A 19,011-nucleotide genomic window follows, 5' to 3' on the forward strand; every position below is an offset into this window, starting at 1 on the left:
CTTGTCAGCATGACATATTACCTCTGAAACCAAGTAATATCAACGATATCTGGGCATAATCTGCGCCAGCGCAGGTGAGAAAGATTGGCGGTTTAGTGTGGTTATCTTGTTGAATTCATCCACAGTAATCAAGTTGTTTTTCAACATGGCTTCTAATATTTGCTGAGCCAGAAAATAATCATACTCATGCTGCAGCCGTTCCTGCGGAACCGGCTTTTTCTCGTAACTGATTTCCAGCTTTTCACCTGTAATGTTTGTCATATTCGTTTCCTCCCATCGGAGGGCAGATAACCCTCTCACCATCCACAGGACAGAAGAGGGCGGTTTGAGTACCGAAAACATGAAGTAAAAAAATAACCGCCGGGTGAAATCAATCACCCGGCGACATCGAAAGGCATTTATTCGGTTTTGATGAAAGCGTCCGTAAATCCGGCTGCTTTAACCTTGGCGAGCATCGCCTCGGCATTGGCCTTGACGCTGTACGCTCCAACCTGAACGCGGTAGAGCTTATTTGGCTCTCCGGGCGTAGGCGCCGGGGCGGTAAGAAGTCTTTTAACATCGGCACGGAAAGTATCCATAGATTTCCCAAACTTCGGGAACCAGTGCATCACATCGGAGTGGTTTGATGCGATACCTTGTTTATAGCCTTCGGAGTGGCAGATGATGTTTTTCTCAGTCAAGCCGTATAGCTTGCAGAGATATACGCAAAGCTCCACGGCTTCCGCATATACATTGCCGAAATAAGATGTGTCAGTCAAACCATCCTCGCAGATTTCGAAGCCGATGTGCGTATCATTGCCTGAACCGCCGCAGTGCCAGCCGCGATGGTTCCACGGAAGAGTCTGGTATGTTGCGATTGATCCATCCGCCAGCTTGCCGATAAAGGCATGGACGCAGACCTGACGGCCATCAGGCTTATCCTGATTCCAGTGGTTGCCGTACTGGTTCTTTCCCAGCAAGCCGTCATCGGGTGCTACGTAGCGTTTCAGCCAAGGATTATTCGCCCCGGTAGAGTGAACCATGATGCCTTTTGGTGTTATCGTTTTTCCCGCCTTATAGCAGGCGTTGTTTGTCAGTATTTGTTTTCGCAGATTCATCGTAATTCTCCTCAAAATTGGAATGTGTTATAGATTTGCAGGATACAGGTGGTAGGTAAACTTCAAGTCACAATAAGCGGTCGACGATGTGCCGTTGCTTCCCAAGCGGATGTACAGCCCATATCCGGCGGGAATCCGACTCTGACGCATTTCAATATGGATGTGCTGGGCTTCATTGGTGCTGTCCGCTCCGATAGGTGTACTCCGGGAGATTCTGGTGAAATTCTGCTCATCGTTGGAGATATACAAGTCCAGCTCTTTCTCACTCGTATCCGATTGGCGGCAAAGGGTTACCAGATGGCAGTCGTAAGCCACCGGCAAAAGCAGACCGCTTTGACCTTCTATAGGCACGCTGCCGACAGGTAGTATTGTGTGCAATGGCCCTCTGATACTGTTGGTACCGCCAGCACCTGTGACATTGCCAGACATGACGTATCTCAGATACGCCGCTCGGGTAAAGGCGTTGATTGTTGCCGCTGCGGTGGATGTCAGCATCAAGGCTGTGTTCGAGTCCTCAGCCTTTTCCAGCAAGAACAGGCTCTCTCCAGGGGCAATGGTAATATCACCGATGGAAAACCTCTGGTTCGTCCAATATGCGGTACATGCTGGATTCGGTTTTGTTCCTGTCCCATAGGCAATATTCGTGTCATCTTGGACGCCCCTTACGGCTTCGGCAAGTTTACTGATGGTATTACGGAGGGTGTCTTGAATCAGTACCTGCACATTGTTTGCTGCGGGACTGCCCAGGGATGTAACGAAGGTATATGTTACCGGACCTATTGCCACGTTGCTGCCAGCCGATATATTTGTGAATGTGATGGCCGCCCTACGGCTCGCCATATCTGGTGCCGTAGCCGTTTCCACCGGATGCCAGTGGTTGAGCAGAATCCCCGTCCGCGTGTACAGCGTGCCACGGGCATCTTCGAGCAGATTGTGCGTATCGTCGATCTGGGAGTTGGCACTGACTAAAAGATCGTGTGTGGTGTTTAGCAAATTATAGTTGTTATTTAACAGGTCATAAGTGAGATTTAGCAGGTTATATATGTCATTCACATTCAGCGCGGCCAAGGCTGAAAGCACTTGATTCAGCCACTCCTGGGCGGGAGGCTCCGGCGGTTCGGCTATACCATCCGCAAGGGCTTCCTCGACGATGGTGAGTATACGCACGCTTTTCCCGACAACATCATCATAAGTGACCCTGATCTCCAGCCGCCCGACGCCAACGAGTGATGTGTCCGTTGCGCTGGGCGACCATGTCAGCACGCCGTTGGCGTAGTCCGTGACCACGGGATAGGCGACACCGTCCGGACGCTTGTAAATGGCGGTTAAGGCGGCGCCGGGATACGTATCATTCAACAAGCTGGAAACGTCAAACTCAAGATGCCGGTAATGGTGCTCGCCGCGCCGCCCGATGAACACCGTTGCCGCTTTTGTCAGGTCAATCAAGTTCTGCCACCTCCAACGGGCGGCTCCTCATTTCGCCCATGAAGCTGCTGGAGCACCGCCTTGAGTTTGTCGGGGATAGGCAGCCCAAGGTGAGCCGAATTTTCAAGGAGGGAAACCCCTTCATTGCTCAGGTAGAAGAAAATCACCGCCGTGCGGAGAGCACCGCTGTTGCCGCCCAGTATCTGCGTGTCGAGGATATGGGCAACACCTACCAGCACGAAGATGAGTACCTTTTTGAAGATGCCCCTCGCGCCGATCTCGCTGGACAGCTTCTTATCCGCAATGGCGCAAAGCACGCCCGTCAGATAATCTACGGCCACAAAAGCAATCAGCGCGTAGAGAAAGCCATCCAGACCGCCCAGATACCATCCAAGGAAACCGCCAATAGCCGCAAGAGCCAGCTGTACCCAATTCCAAATCTCTTTCATTGAAAACACCTCCGTTCATGAATTTGGTTATAAGAAAAGCGCCCCCATGAAAAGCGAGAGCGCTGAAAGTGATGCCTTATAGTGTCAGAATCAAGTTTTGGAGCTGCTGCATCACATCCGCTTTTGGCCGCCCCATTCCGATAGGCAGCCATGTCACGGGCGGGATATCAAAGGTCGGCGAAGCATCGAAGTCGTTGATCATTGTGATGACCGGTTCGATAGCTTTCCGAAGTTCCGTAATATGAAACGGCCAGCTTTTGACGGCGGTCTTGCCTGCGATGATTACCTCGCGCCAAGCCGCCTGTGACAGACAGTGATAGTGGCGTACCGTATTTACAGCTGTTCGGAGTGCTTGGATATGTGCCTCCTTCACATGAGTCACGTTTGCGGTGATTGTCTCAAAAGGCGAAGGCAATATTGTAAAGGTGCGGATGACCTCCGGGCTTGACGACTCGATATCGCTGTCGAGGCAGCGGAAGGCTACGGTATGGTTCCCGACAGGCAATGATTCCGCTTGATATACTGTTTTGGCGCCGCCCACGAGATAGCCGCCTGTAGAGAACTTCTCGGGATTATCCACGCTGTTATTCCACGGTCCCGCATCAATCTTCACTTCCACGATTTGAGTCTGTCCATCCGGCTCAATGCCCGTAGTAATCATAAAACGCGGCGTGGTGTTGTAAGTGGAGCTGCCGGATATTGGGCATATGATTGATGGCGCGGCGGGCGGGCTGTTTTTCTTGACCGTGCCGCTCACCACATAGGGGGAAACGGCATCCAGTACGTCGGTAACGCTGATACGGTATCGGGTGTAAGTTCCTGCTACAGGGGAAGCGGTTGCTTCGTAGGTGCCGGAGGTCGCACTTGAAACGACAATCGCCAACGCCTCGTATGCCGACCAATTCGTGCCGTCCGTAGAGGTAGCCCGCTGGATGACATACTGCTTGATGGCGCTGGTACCCGGAGCTGCGCCGCTCCATGCGAGAGTTACAGTGTTGACCTCGTAGATGGCAGGCGTGGCGTTAAAGGAGGACGGCGGTGTAGGAAGTGTGTTTCTGCGAACACTATTGCTTGATACCGTCCAGTCGGAGTAGAAGCCCTCACCGGCGGTACCACGGGTCCTCACCCGAAAACGGCGGTAATTGCCGCGTATGGCCGGAGGGCTGACACTCACGCTGCCGCTTGTCGCGGAAGTATTGACGGTAGTCAGAGCTGTCCATGCACTCCATGCGCTATTGTCGGAGGAATCGCTATACTGTATTTCATAGGATATGATGGCGTTACCCGCGCCGCTTGCAGCACCGCTCCACGAAAGAGTGACGTTCCCTTCAGACAGCGTAGTGCTTACCGAGCAAGCGGTCGGCGCTCCGCAGGCCGTGATGTCGCAGTAGATGCTGCCCGTGATCTTCTTGGAGGAGTAAACATCCAGTGTGTCGATTGTCCAGATGCCAAACTGTGTATATGTTCCTGGTGTTCTCGATACATTCGGGGTGTAGCTGCCGCCACTGGCCGCCAAGGTCAGCGTAGCCAGAACATTCCACGCGCTCCATGTACTGTTATCCGTAGATGTGCGGCTGGCAATCTGATATCCCTTAATTGGGCTGGTACCGCCTGATGCTCCGCTCCATGTTAGTGTAATGGTTTCGTCGCTGTACGTTGTGGGAGAAGCACTCGCTGTAGTTGGCGGGTTGGGTACCGTATTCCTCCGGACGGAGTTCGTTGAAACCTTCCAGCCTGAGTAATAGCTTGCCCCGGCTGTGCCGCGTGTTCGCACCTGGAATCTGCGGTAATTGCCTCTTGTGGAGGGCGGCGATACTGTCACGCTCCCGCTGGTAGCGGAAGTGGCTACTGTGGTAAGAGCCGTCCACGATCCCCACGTGATATTGTCCGAAGAATCGCTGTATTGGATTTCATAGCCGGATATAGCGTTATTTGTGCCGCCTGATGCTCCGCTCCAGGATAGGGTTACACTGCCTTCCGAGAGTGTGCTGCTCACAGAACAGGAGGTCGGCGCACTGCAGGCCGTTGTTCGGCTTGCCCAGTTAATGGTCAGAACAATCTGGCTTAAGTCGTCTCTTCCACCAAAGCCCATATAGTTGAGGGTACTGGAACCCGCATCCATGAATAGGCAATTGCTGGCGCCGCTGCCGATGGAATCAATGAGAGCAGTAGAAATGGCGATATCCTTGGCACCCTGTCCGGCGGAAACAGTGTAGTTATATCCGGCAGTAACCTTTGTAGGTCTGCTCCCGGATACACTTGAACCCGAACTGGGGGCTGGCATACCGTACGCATTTCCGGCATACAGCGTCATGGTTCTGGCAGAACCCCAGTCACCCGCAGCTATCCTGACAAGGTGAATGGTGGCAGAGGTAGGGTAATAGTTCGCATAAGTATTTCTGATGCTGGTAAGGTCAAACAGCATGGCGCCAACGTTTTCATAATTATTAGCCTCAGGATAAACCCCTTGTCGTACGTAATCAGTTACGCCCGCGATCCAGCTACCGTTACGCCAGGTACACGCATTTATAGCCTGATAGGTTGCCATAGGAATTCACCTCACTCGTAGACCGCCGTTACCAGCGAGTTGACCAGCCCGCAAAGGCTGGTATTTAGCCGGGTATCGGTGATGTTATTTGCGACTATTGATGTGGCGGCAGCCGGTACAAGCACATCGGCAATGCCAAGCTCATAGACGTCGCTGGTTCTCGTCAGTGCCGGAGCTACCGGGTTTGGAGCGGGAGTGCCGGTGACAACGGCAAGCTGAATGCTCCGGCTTATCATGCTTAAGCGAACCACGACCCGGTCGATTCTGGGATTGCTTCCGTTTGCTGTTGCCAGAGGAATGTTTCGGGCATCCGTATTCTCATACCGGTATCCGTTGATCCATGCGCTTCCCGCCGCCACGCTCACGGCCAAGCCGGTTCCTGGTGTGACCTGCAGGTTTGTCGCGGCGGCATAAAAAACACCGTTTGAGACCAAACTTCCGAAATATGCCGCAAAATCCGCTGCGTCATAGACCCTGTCCCGCCGGATGAGTTAAAAAAACCGCTTTTCTCCATATGCCATTACCTCCTTTTCAGATGGTTTTCGTATACTCCAAAATCACGAAACCAGTAAATGCTGTCCGGTCATTACCTGGTTCCACAACGACATTGGTTGTATCCGCATAAAGACCGATTTGCGAGGCAAAGTTGTTGTACCGCGCAAGCGGCAGCGGTAAAAAGAAAGTCCCGTTTGTCGCAATGCCGGTTAAGCCAGTAACGGTGCTGATGTTTGATATGCCGTGCGCTACGCTTTTAGGGGTCGCATTCGTAAGCGAACCCAAGTTTACCACTTTGCGGTAGATCGTCCTGCCGTCTATCCATATACGCCCTGTGTTTTGCTCTGTCGTGGAGTAGTCAGTAAACGCTGCCGCGATTTTGGCAGTGGTAATCGTACGGTCTGCAATCTTAGCGCCGGTGACGGCACCGTCTGCGATCCTCACACCGGAGACTGGAGCGTTATAGACATTGTTGATACTGGCTGCGAAGGTGCTTCCGCGGATGGCGGCTGCTATGTCCGTAAGCGCACCAAGCGGGAAACTCAGCCAGTTTGCCTGACCGGATGGGTTGTTATATAAAAAAACCGAAATCACGTAAAACGTCATAGTGTTCCGGCTGATAAAAAAGCCCATTGCCCGCTGATAGCCGTTTCCTGTGCTGGCCCCGCTGTGCTTGACCAAAAAGATATGCCCGTCGTCACTCGGCTGGTCGCTGAACTTATTACCGCTCCACGAGGTGAAATATATAGAGTCTCCCGGAGCCATGTTGTGCAGGGCGTACTGGCCGGCTGATATGGTTCCCGCGCCTACGATTACCTCGAGAGCAGGGAGTTTTCCGAACAGGTTGTTGATGGTATCTGCAACGGTGTCGCCCTGGATTGCCGGGCTTACTTCCGTCAAGTCGCCGATGGCTTCCGCCACCTCTGACACGCCGGTCGAAGCCGAGAGCGCTGTTTTGACCTGACTCATATCGGAGCGGATCTTCTGGGCAATCGTAAGCTCAGACTTCCCGAATGTCACTCCGACGCTTTGGCCGTCCGCGTCATAGGTTTCCTCGATCTCCATAATCCGGGTGGTCATGGATACACCCCAAGTTTTTGAAACCACTTTGACGGTCTGCCCAATGTCAAAGTCCGTTTTGTAGATAAGGTTGCCATGGGGATTGACCGACGCATCGAAGGAATAGCGTATCGCAAGCTCGCTCAGCTTGCTTTGACCCCGGAAGGTCAGAGCATCCGTGTAATCCCCGCCGAAGTCCTCGCTCCGCAGGTCTTTGGCATCCACGAAAATCTCGCGGCGGGATTCCCCGGAGCCGCCCGTGATGGCCACAAATGTCCGCCCGGCGCCTTCGCCTTCGCCGCCGACAAGCGCGGAGTTGGCGTAATCTGCAGCACTTTCCGTATAGGTCTGCTCGGTCAGGTTTTCATATTCCTTGGAGAACACCGCCTGTGAGACGGCTCCCGCATACAGTGTTACTGTAAAAATACCAGTTGCCGGGGCGAACACGGTCTTTATTCCAATGCTTGATGTGTCGCACATCTCCGTCACCGCATCCAGCAGGTTGCGGTACGATACCTGGGCGCTGATGGGTATGCCGAGGTTCGGTGACGAAAAGGATATACCTGGAATCTGCCGTGCCGGGTCGGAGGGGCTTATGAGGTTGTTGTTTAGAAGCTGCTCCACACAAGCCGAGAGGTCGCCGGAGAGTGTTTCCGTTTGCCACACTATGCGCCGGGCGAGGAAGGATGTAGCGAAGCGACCGCTTGCCGTGATGGTCTCGCTGTCGGTTTGGGATAATTCCAGATGCTCGATGATCCCGGCTTCCTCATCATCGCTCTTCCAGAGAATGTTTCCTTCCTTCAGGAGCGCGGTATTCTCAGGTGTTGCGGTGGCTTTCAGTTCAAAGGAGCCGCACTGGGAGTACCGACGCGTCCAGCGCAGGTATTCGAAGGACTCCACAATGCCCGCCAGTTCCCGGTCTTGATTGAAGATATACAGTTCCATGTTCACACCCCCAGAAATTGAGGTCGGTAGAAGATGCTGACCTCCAGCAGTTCCATATTGACCGAAGCGTCATAGCGCAAAGTATTGACCCCGGCGGTCAGTTGGAAGAAGGCCGAGCCGGTGTCTAAAAGCGAGAAGGCGTTCGTCTCAGTCGAGCCGTCCACTCTGACCACGCGCTTGCCAGCGAAGTGGGTGTATATTCGTAGCTCTTCTCCGGCGCTCATTGTCGTAAGGAGTCGAATATACTCGCCGGTATCTATGTTCAGCAATTCGGGGTTCGCTACTGTGCCCAGTGCCCGGAACACAATTTCACAGCCGCAGGGCACATCGCCGATATTGTCCACCGTGATTATCTGGCTGGGCTGTCGCATCCCAAGCTCCATTCCGCTTTCTGGTATCTCCAGTGCAAACCCAAACAGTGGTATCCACGACGCCAGCTCCTGCCGCACCTCGTCCGGCGTTTCGAAGAACGGCGACGGACAGAGCAGGCTGACAAAGAAGTTTGGCATGCGTTGCCTGGTAGAAACGGTAAAGCCTGCTTCCTCAACCACGCAGGCAATCTGCCGTCCCCGATACAGGAGCGTGCCGCGCAGCTTCGGGCTGAATATCTGAAGAAAACGCTGTCTGCGGGTATACGCCTCATCCGGCGTATCCGCGATGACCGTGCCTTCCAGCGTGATGTTGCGCATATCCAGCGTGGAGGATATATAAAAGGCGCCGTCCTGCTCCGGTGCCTTGAAAGTATTGACGGTTTGGCGCACGTTGCCCGTGCCATCTATTTTTGTAAGAAAATAAGGGCGGCTCTGTTTGAGTGTGATGCTCTCGCTGCCTGCATTGGTATATGTCAATTCCATATATACAGCCCTCCTTAATACGCCAGAGCCAGCTTGCGGGACAGGTTTTTGAATTCCCGCGCCAGTTCCTTTTCAGACAGTGCCTTGGGCGTGACCACGGAAATGCTCTGGTTGATGGTGGTGCCGCCGCTTGTTCCTGCAGGGCTGCTGCTCCGCGCAAGGGAGCCGGACAAATTCAAACCCGTATCCACGTCGAAGCTCCTGGGGATGGCGTTCTTCATATCCTCGCCAACCTTAGCCATCGCCCGCTCAAAGCCTACGCCGATGCCAAGACCCATGTTCTCACCGAGTCCGGCGAACAGTGATGAGGGGCTGTGGATGCCGAAGAAGTTCTTTATCCTATCCATGATGTTTCCAAAGAAACCGGATATCTTATTCCAAAGCCAGGCGGCCGCATCGTTTATACCGTTCCAAAGTCCTTTAATGAGGTTGAGGCCGGCCTGTGCCATCTTAGGAACGCTCTGAACGATGGCCTGCACAATGGCGCCGATGATCTGCGGGATGGCTTTGACGACCTCCACAATGATGCGCGGAGTATTCGCAACCAGCGCGACCAGAAGCTGGACACCGGCAAGGATGATCTTATCGATGTTACCGATGATGGCGTTGACCAGCGATGTGATGATCTGCGGGATGGCCGCCACAATGGTAGTGATGATCTTCGGCAGGTTCTGGATGAGCGAAACAAGGAGCCTTACCCCGGCATCGATAAGCTGGGGGATGGACTCCAGCACGGCTGTAACGATGCCGTCAATGATCTGCGGGATCGCTTCTACGATTGCCTCGATAATTTCCGGCAGTGCGTCAATCAGTGAGGTAAGCAGTTCAATACCCGCATCGATGATTTCAGGAATTGCACTGATTAGAAAATCTACGATGGCCTCAATAACGGCGGGCAGTTCCGCAACAAGCAGGGGTATCGCATCCAAAAGTCCCTGCGTAAGGCCCACAATCAGCTGAAGCGCCGCATCCAGAATGAGCGGAAGGTTCTCCACCAGCGTGCGGGCTACCAAAACAACTGCCTGCACGATGGCTGGGATAAGCTGCGGCAATGCTGCGCCGATTCCGCTGACCAGCGTGGCAATCATCTGCACAGCCGCCTCAACGATGGCAGGCAGGTTGGAAACGATGCCATTCACCAGCGCCAATACAAGCTGGAGTGCGCCTTCGGTCAGCGCCGGAAGCGCGTTAATCAACCCCTGCAGCAGCGTCATGACAATCTGTGAAGCCGCATCCACAATGATGGGTAGGTTCTCCGTGATCGCTCCGCCAATGGATGTCACGATGCTTAAGGCCAGTTCGATAACCTGGGGCAGCTGCTTGAGGATTATGTTTACGATACCGCCCACGGTGCTGCTGATGACCTGGCTTATCTTCGTCCAATCGCCATTTGCTTCGTTCAGTCCCTGGGTAAATTCGCCCAGCAGGCCCACGCCGTCATCGGCAAGTATCTGAAGCTGGGGCAGGAGCACCATGCCGAGGGCGTTCTTCGCCGCTTCGCTGCCGGATTTGAGCCGCTGCATGGAGTCATCGAACCTGCCGAGGGCTTCCAGCGATTCCTGGCTCATAACGGCGCCCATCGCCTGTGCCTCAGTGGTGAGCTGCTTGATACCCTCCGAGCCTTGCGCAATGAGAGGATTCAATTCTTGTGCGCTCTTGCCGAAAAGTTGCATGGCAAGGGCATCTCTCTCAGTTTCATTCGCCACGTTGCCCAGCGCGTCGATGGCCTCCCAATACACGGTTTCCGAATCCCGGAGGTTGCCGCTGGCGTCGGTCACGGAAATGCCCAGTGCCTTATATGCAGCCGCAGCGGTTCCCGTGCCTTCGCGGGCGGAGGACATGGAGCGGATGTTTCGGGCCATGCTGCCTGTCAGGGTTTCCATGGAGGTGTCCACCAGTTCGGCGGCATATTTATATGCCTGGAGCGATTCTGTGCTCATGCCGGTGACCGTGGACATGGTGAGGATTTCGTCTGCGTACTGCGAAGCACCCACGGTCATATCGGTGAGGGCCTTGGCCGCCCCGACCGTGGCAGTGCCGACAGCCGCGAACGCGGCGCCCATTGCGATGCCTATCCCTTTGAGGACGCCGCCCAGCTTCTCGAACTTGACTCCCGTATCATCGGCCGCGCTGCCGGTTTCATTCAGTTCGCGCTCCATATTGTTGAGTTCAGCCTCGGCATTGTTCAGCTGTATAGTCCAGTTCTGAGTGCGCCTGTCATTCTCGCCGAAGGAGTCGGTGGCGTTCTGTAATGCCGCCCGAAGGGTCTCGATCTTGGCCTTCTGCGCATCGATGGACTTATTTAATACCTCATTGCGGGCCGCTACCGCCTGCACACTCTGGTCATTTTTGTCAAATTGCGAGGACACCAGGTTCATCTCGGAACCCAGCACCTTGAAGGACTGGTTGATGTCCGAGAGCGCCTGCTTAAATTCCTTTTCGCCCTCCAGCCCTATCTTCAGGCCAAAATTATCCGCCATACCGTCACCTCCTTCTATATACCTTCCGGGATAATGTCATCTATTGTCATGGTTTTCTTGGGCTTCTCAATTCCGTGCCACTGCTTATGGCAAGCCCATAGGTCGAGGAACAAACCAATGGGCATAAGCCAGAATTCCTCCGTGCACATGCCCATTTGCACCGTGCCGTAATAATAAAGCCGGGTAAAGACTTCAGCGTCCGTTACCCGACTTGCACGTTTTTTGTGGTTTCTTCCTCGCTTTCGATGTTGCGCTTTGTGCCCTGAACATCGCTTCGGTGATGGCGCTCTTATACGCTGCTAATTCCAGCGGCGATGTAAGAAGCTCCACATCCTCCTCCGACAGAGTAGCCTTCGGATTTTCCTTGTTCTTCAGGTTATGGACGAGGATGGACTGGTTCGCAAGAAGCGTGATCAGCCACACAATTTCGTCCAGCGCCATTTCGAAGTTTTCGGACTTGAGTAGCTTTTCACCCAGGTTTTCTAAGCCCCCGTAGCGGCGGGCGATTTCCTTTGTGGCGCGTGTTGTGAGTATCAGTTCAAACTCTGTGCCGCCGATATTGATGACGGCGCTTCTCTCATTATCCATCATCACACCTCCTATGGTTCCGGCGTGTAGACCGGCTCGTAAACCTGCGAGAACCAGCCGGTGATGGTGGCCGAAGAGACACCGGGTGCGCCCTCGGTGACCTCCGCTTTCCATGGGTGCTTGCCCATGCCGTCCAGCTTGTTCCGGCGCATGACCGTTCCCTCGATGGTGGGCGTGGAAAAGGTGATGGAATCAGCCTTCGTCTGCAGGTTGGTGGCAGGAAGGCCAAACTTCACGCGATAGAGCCAAAAGTAGCGGTAGGTGCCGTTGGCCTTCTGCGCACGGAAGCCCACCGCAACGGGCGTCCCCACGTTTTCGCTGGCCGAGATCAAAACACCGTTGTCGTCTGTGGTTGCGCCGGTCAAATCCGCCGCGACAGTCGGGCCGATATCGTCCACGCCGAGGGTGAGCGTCCCGCTGTTGAAGTCTTTTACGACCTCGGCGGCGCCGTCATCGGCGTAAAGTATGGCCTCAACGAGTTCCACCGATAGCTCGGCGGTCATGGCTTTAGCAAGGACAGCGGGCGTTGAATAGGTTTCTTCGCCGTTGACATCCTCGGTTATCTTTGCATAGTACAGTCTGTCAAGACCGATAGTTGCCATAGTTATTCCTCCAATCCGTAGTTTTTTGCCACATCAATGGCGTATTGGTGATACCCGGTATCACTCTCATAGCCGATATACCGACGCTCGGTCACCGTGAAATCCTCGTTCAGCAAGGCTGTTGTGATCTGCTGTTTGCGTTGAAGGTAATTGCCTTTTGAGAACAGGGATATCCGCGCTTCCTGCACCTCGAAGCCTGGGCGGTTATCCGCGTGGACTTCAAAGATATCTGAAAGCGGAAGTATCACGGCATATTCATCCGGAGCTTCACCTGAAAAAATGCCGGTCTCCACGGGGAGCGGGACGGCGGTTATAAGGGTATTCAGTTCCGATAAAATGTTCATATCTTGCCGATCTCCTCCTCCAGTTTAGCGATCATCGCATCGGTGCAAGGCTTCCGGGATGCTGTTCTCGCTGGCTTCAGGAAGGGCTTTGCAGGCTGGCCGTGCTTGCCATATTCAATGATGTTGGCGATTTTTGCATTGCTCCCGCCATCAGAGCGCGGCTCTGCAAAACCAACCTTCACGTTATAGTTGCCGTCCCTGTCCTGTTTTGCATCCGAAAGGCCCAAGGAGGAGACCAGCTCACCCGTGGTTCTGGAGGGGTATTTCGTGTCCTTGCCGATAGCTGTACGAAGGTTGCCCCTGACTTTCTCCAACACCACATTGCCGCCGGCCTCCAGCACTCGTGGCACGATCACATCGATCTGATCTCCCAGCCGGGATAACCGCAGGAGGAATTCATCCGGCATCTTTACATTGACTTTTGCCATATTAATCACCTCACTGATGGCTCCAGCCGCTCGGCCAGAACCTCGGTATACATTCCACGGCCCTGACATCCTCCGCGCTGAGTATACGGTATCTGCCATCTGAGCAGGTGATAATCATCTCAGCCGTAACCGTCAAGCCGGGTATCTTCCTGAACCGGAATAGAGAGGACGCAGATGAAAACGCCGCCATATTTGTCCAGCGCTCACTGCCATGCCGGTCTTCCTTATAGGCACGAACAGAGGCGAGGACGGAGTCGCCTATGGTAGCGAAGCCTTCCGCGTCTTTGGTTGGTGTCGTGCTGATAATTTCGATGAATGTATTCATCTTCCCAAAGCCCATATCAGACACCCCATTTCCGTTCAAGACGAAGTAGGAGGTTCACCGTGTTCCATACCTGCTGGCTTGCCTGAACGTTGTCGGAGAAGAAACCGGCCGTTGAGCCATCCCTGCTTTCATAGAAATGGCTCGACAGCATGATTACTGCCTGTTCGGTGGTCGGAGGCATGGTGTTCTCGGTATAGTAGCCTTCGGCGACATGCTGGTAGCTCTCCGCATAGGAGACGGCGGCTTTGATGTAACCCATCAGGAGGTCGTCGTCCGCATCGTGCTTAAGGATTAGGTTTGCTTTTACCTTGGGGAGAAGGTTATCTGTTGTCATGCCGCCCGCCTCCTTTCGGTCATTCGTCGGCCGCCATAAGACCCGCCGCTTTCAGTTTGGCGAGCAAGGCGTTGAAGTCCGTGATCAAACCGGCGGCATCGGTGGCAGTGCTGTCTGGCTGATTTTCCGCCGCCGGGAGTCCCGTTACCGAGGCTCCCGGCAGAATTTCCAGCGTACCGCCGATGACCCACTTTTCGCCGCCCTGTTCCATATGGTTCTTTGAGTTGTAGCCCATAGGTCAGCCCCCCTTACGCGTGCTGCTGGAGAACCTTTATAGCTTCCGGCAGTATTAGCTTTCCGTCCACGCGCTGGGTAGCCACGAAGCCTACCTGCCCGGTGACGGCATAGAGTTCGTTGAGCCGCTTGAACATACGTCCCTGACGGTCGGCCACCCAGTAATAGCTGAAGTCGCCGAACACGATGGTCTTGGCGGTTGCGGCGATGGTAGGAACATATGCCGAGGTGTACAGAGGCCGGTTCAGGATGGTATCGGGCGTACCCGCCTGCAGGGAGGGCTGCCAAAGGTACTGGCCCTGACCGTCCTTCAGTTTGCGGATTGCCTTGACGGTGGCGTCATTCATTACGAATACAGCCCTGTTGCGGTAGGGCGCCTTAAGCGAGTAGAACAGGTCGAGCACCTCGTCCATTGTTACAGCCGTAGCCCCTGCCGTAGTTACGCCAATTTGGGCGCCGCCTGTGGCGGCAAGGATGCCGGTAGGCTTGCCAATGCTATCTCCGGTAAAGAACGCTTCTTCTTCCTTGTTGCCGATACGCCTTGCGAATTCCCTTGAGATGTAGGCTTCAAGGTCGAACACAGAATCGTTTAAAAGTTCCTCGGAAACCTTGATTAGGGTTGCCAGTTTGTAGGCGCCAACGGATACCTGACCGAAGCTGTCATCACTTTCGGGGATAGCGCCTTCCTCATCGACCCAGGAGGCCGTGCCCTTGGTTGCCACAACGGGGATTTTCCTGTCGCCGGAAGAGGTGGTGATGACATTGGCCAGTGTACGGAAGATGTTCTCATCTTCGAGGGCTTCCACGAGGGTACGCTCGAATTCGTCAGGCACGAGGTATCCGCCCTCGGTGTCTGTACCGATTTGAAGAGCGTTTTTAACACTTGGATCAAGTCCTTCTCCTGCGCGGGTGCGCATGGCGTTCCAGAATGCTTTCCTGTACTCGGCGGACGCACGGCCGGTTTTTTCCTCGGCGCCTTTGGAAGGTGTATTGGTTATTGGATCTCTGGTTGCATGAGAGAGTTCAAGGTCGATGGCGGCCTGGCGTTCAAGGCGCTCGATTTCCTTGCCCAGTGCCACAACATCGCTTTCCATCTTCTCGTAGGCAGCGGTATCCTCGGCGGACAAAAGTCCGTCACCGCCACGCTTTGCATCGAGGAATGCTTTTGCCGCGTCCCACGCTTTAGCGCGCTTTTCGCGCAGTTCCAAAATCTTGCTCATTGTATTTTCCTCCTTCAATTTAGTGAGAAATTAAAGAGAGCCGCTTTTCCAGCGACTCTATCGGGGTGCCTTTTTTCGGTTGTTGTTTTGGCAGCTTGCGAATAAGTGAGTTAGTGACCGCCATACGGCTGAAAATAAGACTATCCTCCGAATCAGGCGGCTCACTCTCCATAAACATGATTTTGTCTGCAAAACCAAGCTCAATGGCCTTATTCGCATTCATCCACGTCTCCGCATCCATGAGATGCGAGAGTTTTGCGCGGGAAAGCCCTGACTTCAGTTCATAAGCATTGATGATGCTCTCCTTGACTTCATCCAATAGAGCCTTTGCTCGCAGCATTTCCTCACTGTCGCCGATGGCAATGGTGGAGGGGTTATGAATCATAAGCATGGACACGGGGGACATATATACGTCGCCGCCCGCCATTGCGATGACAGAAGCCGCACTTGCCGCCAGCCCGTCAATCTTTACGGTGACTTTTCCGGTGTAGTCCATCAGCATATTGTAGATTTGCGCAGCCGCGAACACATCACCGCCGGGAGAGTTAATCCACACCGTAATGTTGCCTGAGCCTGCCTGCAGTTCGTTTTTGAACTGCTTCGGAGTGACCTCGTCACCCCACCAGGTCTCCTCGGATATTACTCCGTTCAGATAAAGGGTGCGCTCCTCATCGGAATCCCGCACCCAGTTCCAGAATTTTCTCATTGGCCGTTAGCCTCCTTCTGATAAAAATTGCCCGCCTGTGAAAGCGGGAGCATATTGCCGTTGACCAGATACAGGTCGCCGCCTTCCTCGGCAGGGATGCGGTTCATGTCTTCCAATTCACGGATATCATTTGCCGACAGCCAGCCGTTCTGCCGACCGAATGCGTACCCGTTCATGCGGCTTTGGTAATCGCCGCGAAGCAGGCCGTCAAGATTGAACTTGATGAACAGCGAAGGTTTCTCGGAGGGCAGGATAAGCGACTGCTGAAGGCTCTGTTCCCAGCGCACAACCCATGGATCGAGTGTATATTTAACGAACTCCAGCGACTGCTGCTCAATGTTGGAGAAGCTGGACTTCTCAAGATCACCCACCATGTGGGGCGGTACACGGAAGATACGGGCGATTTCATTGATTTGAAATTTCCGTGTCTCCAGAAACTGGGCTTGTTCCGGCGGTATGCCAATGGCCTGAAACTTCATGCCTTCCTCTAAAACCGCCACACGGTGGGCGTTAGCACTGCCTTGGTAGGCGCTGTTCCAGCTGTCCTTTACCCGCTGTATATCCTTGATGACACCGGGATGCTCCAAAACACCGCCGGGATTGGCCCCATTTGAAAAGAATGCTGCGCCATACTCTTCAGTAGCCAGCGACATGCCAATGGCATTTTTCGCCATAGCGATGGGGCTGTAGCCAATGAGACCGTCAAAACCAAGGCCGGGGATGTGGAGAATTTCATCCTTTCGGAGCGTTACATAGCCGCCTTTCGGCTTTAGGCCGCTTTCGTCAGCATCCCGGTAATAGGTGTAGACCAGTTCGCCGTTTGGAGCACGGCTGACATCCATCTTATTGGGCAGTAGTGGGTAAAGCGCGACAGCCTGCCCGCGGCCGTTCCGAACAATCTGCGCGTAGGCATTGCCCCAAAGCAAAAGATGACTCATCAGCGTTTCACGGAACACGAATGAAGTCATCTCAGGATTAGGTTCATTATGAAGCAGATAGTAGAGCGGATGTTGTGCGACACGTTCTTTGCCGCCGTCTATGCGGTACCGGTAAACATGCAGCGGCAGTCCGGCGATTGATTCGGCCAATATCCTCACACAGGCATACACCGCAGTCGATTGCATGGCAGTCCGTTCATTGACCGTTTTGCCGCTGGACGTGCTCCCGAATAGGAAAGAGAACGCTCCGCCCACACGGTTTTGGGGCTTATCCCTTGAGCGGAACAGGCCTGAAAATATACTCATAGTATCAATAACCCCCTTTCGTTGTACACCGACTCGCCGCCGTTGCCATTTCCGCAGCGGATGGCCCGGTCGAGCGCCATAATCGTTGCCACTGCACCGTCTATTTTTTCGGTGCTTTTTTCCTTATCCGGCTTTAAATTGCCTGCAGGGTCGGTCTTGACGAAGATGTTATCCATCATCCACCGTAGGACGGGATGCCCGCCGTGGGCGATTCTTTCTTCCAGCGTCAGCTTCATAAGCTCTTTTGTCGGAGGAGACATATCTTTGAAGCCCTGACCAAATGGGACGACCGTATAATCCAGCCCCTCTAAGTTCTGAACCATCTGAACGGCGCCCCACCGGTCAAAGGCGATCTCACGGATGTTATATTTCTCGCCGAGTTCCTCAATGAAACGCTCGATGTACCCATAATGCACAACGTTGCCTTCGGTGGTTTTCAAAAAGCCTTGCTTCTCCCAAAGGTCGTACTGTACATGGTCACGCCGGACACGCAGGTCAATATTTTCCTCCGGTATCCAAAAGAACGGCAGGATTTCATATTTGCCTTCCTCATCCAGCGGCGGGAATACCAGCACGAAGGCTGTTATGTCCGTGGTGGAGGAAAGGTCAAGCCCGCCATAGCAGATACGCCCCTCAAGGCTTTCAGCGTCCACCGGAAATGCGCAGGCATCCCATTTCACCATCGGCATCCAACGGACGGACTGCTTAACCCATTGATTGAGCCGGAGCTGCCGGAAGCTGTTTTCTTCGGCTGGGTTCTGCTTTGCGCTCTCGCAGGCGGCCCGAACCTTATCAATGCCGACCGTGATGCCAAGGGAGGGATTGGCTTTCTTCCATACCTTTGGGTCTGTCCAGTCATCGTCTTCCTTGGCTCCGTAGATCACCGGGTAGAAAGTGGGATCGTGTTTTCGGCCTTCGAGGATATCCAGCGCTTTCTGATGTGTTTCATAGCAGATGCTCTGCGTATCAGATCCCGCTGTAGTGATGAGGAAATACAGCGGCTGCATACGGGCATCGCCGGAGCCTTTCGTCATAACGTCAAACAGCTTGCGGTTGGGCTGGGTATGCAGTTCGTCAAACACCACGCCATGGATATTGAAGCCGTGCTTGGAGTACGCTTCCGCAGACAGCACCTGGTAGAAACTGTTGGTTGGAAGATATATCAGCCGCTTGGTGGAAGAGAGCAGCTTGACGCGCCGGGATAGCGCCGGACACATGCGTACCATGTCTGCTGCCACCTCGAATACGATGGATGCCTGCTGGCGGTCAGCCGCGCAGCCATACACCTCGGCACGTTCTTCGCCATCGCCGCAGGTCAGAAGCAGCGCAATGGCTGCTGCAAGTTCCGATTTGCCTTGCTTTTTGGGAATCTCCACATACGCTGTGTTGAACTGGCGGTACCCGTTAGGTTTGAGAATTCCAAATATGTCACGGACAATCTGCTCCTGCCAGTCAATGAGTTCAAACGGCTTTCCCGCCCAGGAACCTTTTGTATGGGAGAGAGCCTCTATAAAGGACACGGCGTAGTCAGCTGCGTTTTTGTCATAGCAAGATCCCTCGGCCATGAAGGTGGTCGGCTTGTATTTCTTAAGTTTTCGCATGGGCACCACCTCCTTTGCAAAAATGGGCAAAAG

At 54.0% G+C, this 19,011-nt stretch carries 20 protein-coding genes; all 20 read right to left on the reverse strand.

Annotated elements, in window-relative coordinates:
• Positions 1–39: 39 nt before the first annotated feature.
• Positions 40–261 carry an SHOCT domain-containing protein gene (locus tag Ana3638_RS12130; RefSeq protein WP_161838262.1) on the reverse strand — a complete coding sequence of 74 codons (222 nt, stop codon included), beginning with the start codon at positions 259–261 and terminating at the stop codon, positions 40–42.
• 137 nt (positions 262–398) lie between these two features.
• A complete protein-coding gene (locus Ana3638_RS12135) occupies positions 399–1,097 on the reverse strand; it encodes an N-acetylmuramoyl-L-alanine amidase (protein ID WP_161838263.1) in 699 nt (232 codons plus the stop codon).
• Positions 1,098–1,124: 27 nt separating this feature from the next.
• A complete protein-coding gene (locus tag Ana3638_RS12140; protein ID WP_161838264.1) occupies positions 1,125–2,543 on the reverse strand; it encodes a hypothetical protein in 1,419 nt (472 codons plus the stop codon).
• Positions 2,540–2,971 (reverse strand): phage holin family protein, encoded by a 432-nt coding sequence (locus Ana3638_RS12145; RefSeq protein WP_161838265.1) that lies wholly within the window; start codon positions 2,969–2,971, stop codon positions 2,540–2,542. Before Ana3638_RS12145 ends, Ana3638_RS12140 begins: the two co-directional genes overlap by 4 nt.
• Before the next feature lie 76 nt (positions 2,972–3,047).
• Entirely contained in the window at positions 3,048–5,519 is a 2,472-nt protein-coding gene (locus Ana3638_RS12150) for a fibronectin type III domain-containing protein (protein ID WP_161838266.1), read from the reverse strand.
• 11 nt (positions 5,520–5,530) lie between these two features.
• Positions 5,531–5,953: a hypothetical protein gene (locus tag Ana3638_RS12155; RefSeq protein ID WP_246240167.1), complete on the reverse strand. Its 423-nt coding sequence runs from the start codon at positions 5,951–5,953 to the stop codon at positions 5,531–5,533.
• A gap of 97 nt (positions 5,954–6,050) precedes the next feature.
• Positions 6,051–8,018, reverse strand: a complete 1,968-nt coding sequence (locus Ana3638_RS12160) for a siphovirus ReqiPepy6 Gp37-like family protein (RefSeq protein ID WP_161838267.1) — start codon at positions 8,016–8,018, stop codon at positions 6,051–6,053.
• A 2-nt stretch (positions 8,019–8,020) separates the two neighbouring features.
• The gene (locus Ana3638_RS12165; protein ID WP_161838268.1) at positions 8,021–8,872 is read right to left on the reverse strand and encodes a phage tail family protein; all 852 of its coding nucleotides are present in this window, start codon (positions 8,870–8,872) and stop codon (positions 8,021–8,023) included.
• Between the two features lie 14 nt (positions 8,873–8,886).
• Positions 8,887–11,352, reverse strand: a complete 2,466-nt coding sequence (locus Ana3638_RS12170) for a phage tail protein (RefSeq protein WP_161838269.1) — start codon at positions 11,350–11,352, stop codon at positions 8,887–8,889.
• Between the two features lie 192 nt (positions 11,353–11,544).
• Positions 11,545–11,943, reverse strand: coding sequence for a hypothetical protein (locus tag Ana3638_RS12175; RefSeq protein WP_456298137.1), 399 nt, complete (start codon positions 11,941–11,943; stop codon positions 11,545–11,547).
• Between the two features lie 8 nt (positions 11,944–11,951).
• A complete protein-coding gene (locus tag Ana3638_RS12180) occupies positions 11,952–12,542 on the reverse strand; it encodes a major tail protein (RefSeq protein WP_161838270.1) in 591 nt (196 codons plus the stop codon).
• Between the two features lie 2 nt (positions 12,543–12,544).
• The gene (locus Ana3638_RS12185) at positions 12,545–12,886 is read right to left on the reverse strand and encodes a hypothetical protein (protein ID WP_161838271.1); all 342 of its coding nucleotides are present in this window, start codon (positions 12,884–12,886) and stop codon (positions 12,545–12,547) included.
• Positions 12,883–13,314 (reverse strand): HK97 gp10 family phage protein, encoded by a 432-nt coding sequence (locus Ana3638_RS12190; protein WP_161838272.1) that lies wholly within the window; start codon positions 13,312–13,314, stop codon positions 12,883–12,885. Before Ana3638_RS12190 ends, Ana3638_RS12185 begins: the two co-directional genes overlap by 4 nt.
• 10 nt (positions 13,315–13,324) lie before the next feature.
• On the reverse strand, positions 13,325–13,654 hold the full coding sequence (locus tag Ana3638_RS12195) for a head-tail adaptor protein (protein ID WP_330587551.1): 330 nt from the start codon (positions 13,652–13,654) through the stop codon (positions 13,325–13,327).
• Between the two features lies 1 nt (position 13,655).
• Positions 13,656–13,973, reverse strand: a complete 318-nt coding sequence (locus tag Ana3638_RS12200) for a head-tail connector protein (protein ID WP_161838273.1) — start codon at positions 13,971–13,973, stop codon at positions 13,656–13,658.
• Between the two features lie 19 nt (positions 13,974–13,992).
• Positions 13,993–14,208, reverse strand: a complete 216-nt coding sequence (locus Ana3638_RS12205) for a head fiber protein (protein ID WP_161838274.1) — start codon at positions 14,206–14,208, stop codon at positions 13,993–13,995.
• Positions 14,209–14,221: 13 nt separating this feature from the next.
• Positions 14,222–15,427: a phage major capsid protein gene (locus Ana3638_RS12210; protein ID WP_161838275.1), complete on the reverse strand. Its 1,206-nt coding sequence runs from the start codon at positions 15,425–15,427 to the stop codon at positions 14,222–14,224.
• 19 nt (positions 15,428–15,446) lie between these two features.
• Positions 15,447–16,133: a head maturation protease, ClpP-related gene (locus Ana3638_RS12215; protein WP_161838276.1), complete on the reverse strand. Its 687-nt coding sequence runs from the start codon at positions 16,131–16,133 to the stop codon at positions 15,447–15,449.
• The gene (locus tag Ana3638_RS12220; RefSeq protein ID WP_161838277.1) at positions 16,130–17,377 is read right to left on the reverse strand and encodes a phage portal protein; all 1,248 of its coding nucleotides are present in this window, start codon (positions 17,375–17,377) and stop codon (positions 16,130–16,132) included. The genes Ana3638_RS12215 and Ana3638_RS12220 overlap by 4 nt, the downstream gene beginning before the upstream one ends.
• Positions 17,374–18,978, reverse strand: a complete 1,605-nt coding sequence (locus Ana3638_RS12225; RefSeq protein WP_161838278.1) for a terminase large subunit — start codon at positions 18,976–18,978, stop codon at positions 17,374–17,376. Before Ana3638_RS12225 ends, Ana3638_RS12220 begins: the two co-directional genes overlap by 4 nt.
• Between the last annotated feature and the right edge of the window lie 33 nt (positions 18,979–19,011).

The sequence above is a fragment of the Anaerocolumna sedimenticola genome (assembly GCF_009931695.1).
GTDB classification, from domain to species: Bacteria; Bacillota; Clostridia; order Lachnospirales; family Lachnospiraceae; genus Anaerocolumna; species Anaerocolumna sedimenticola.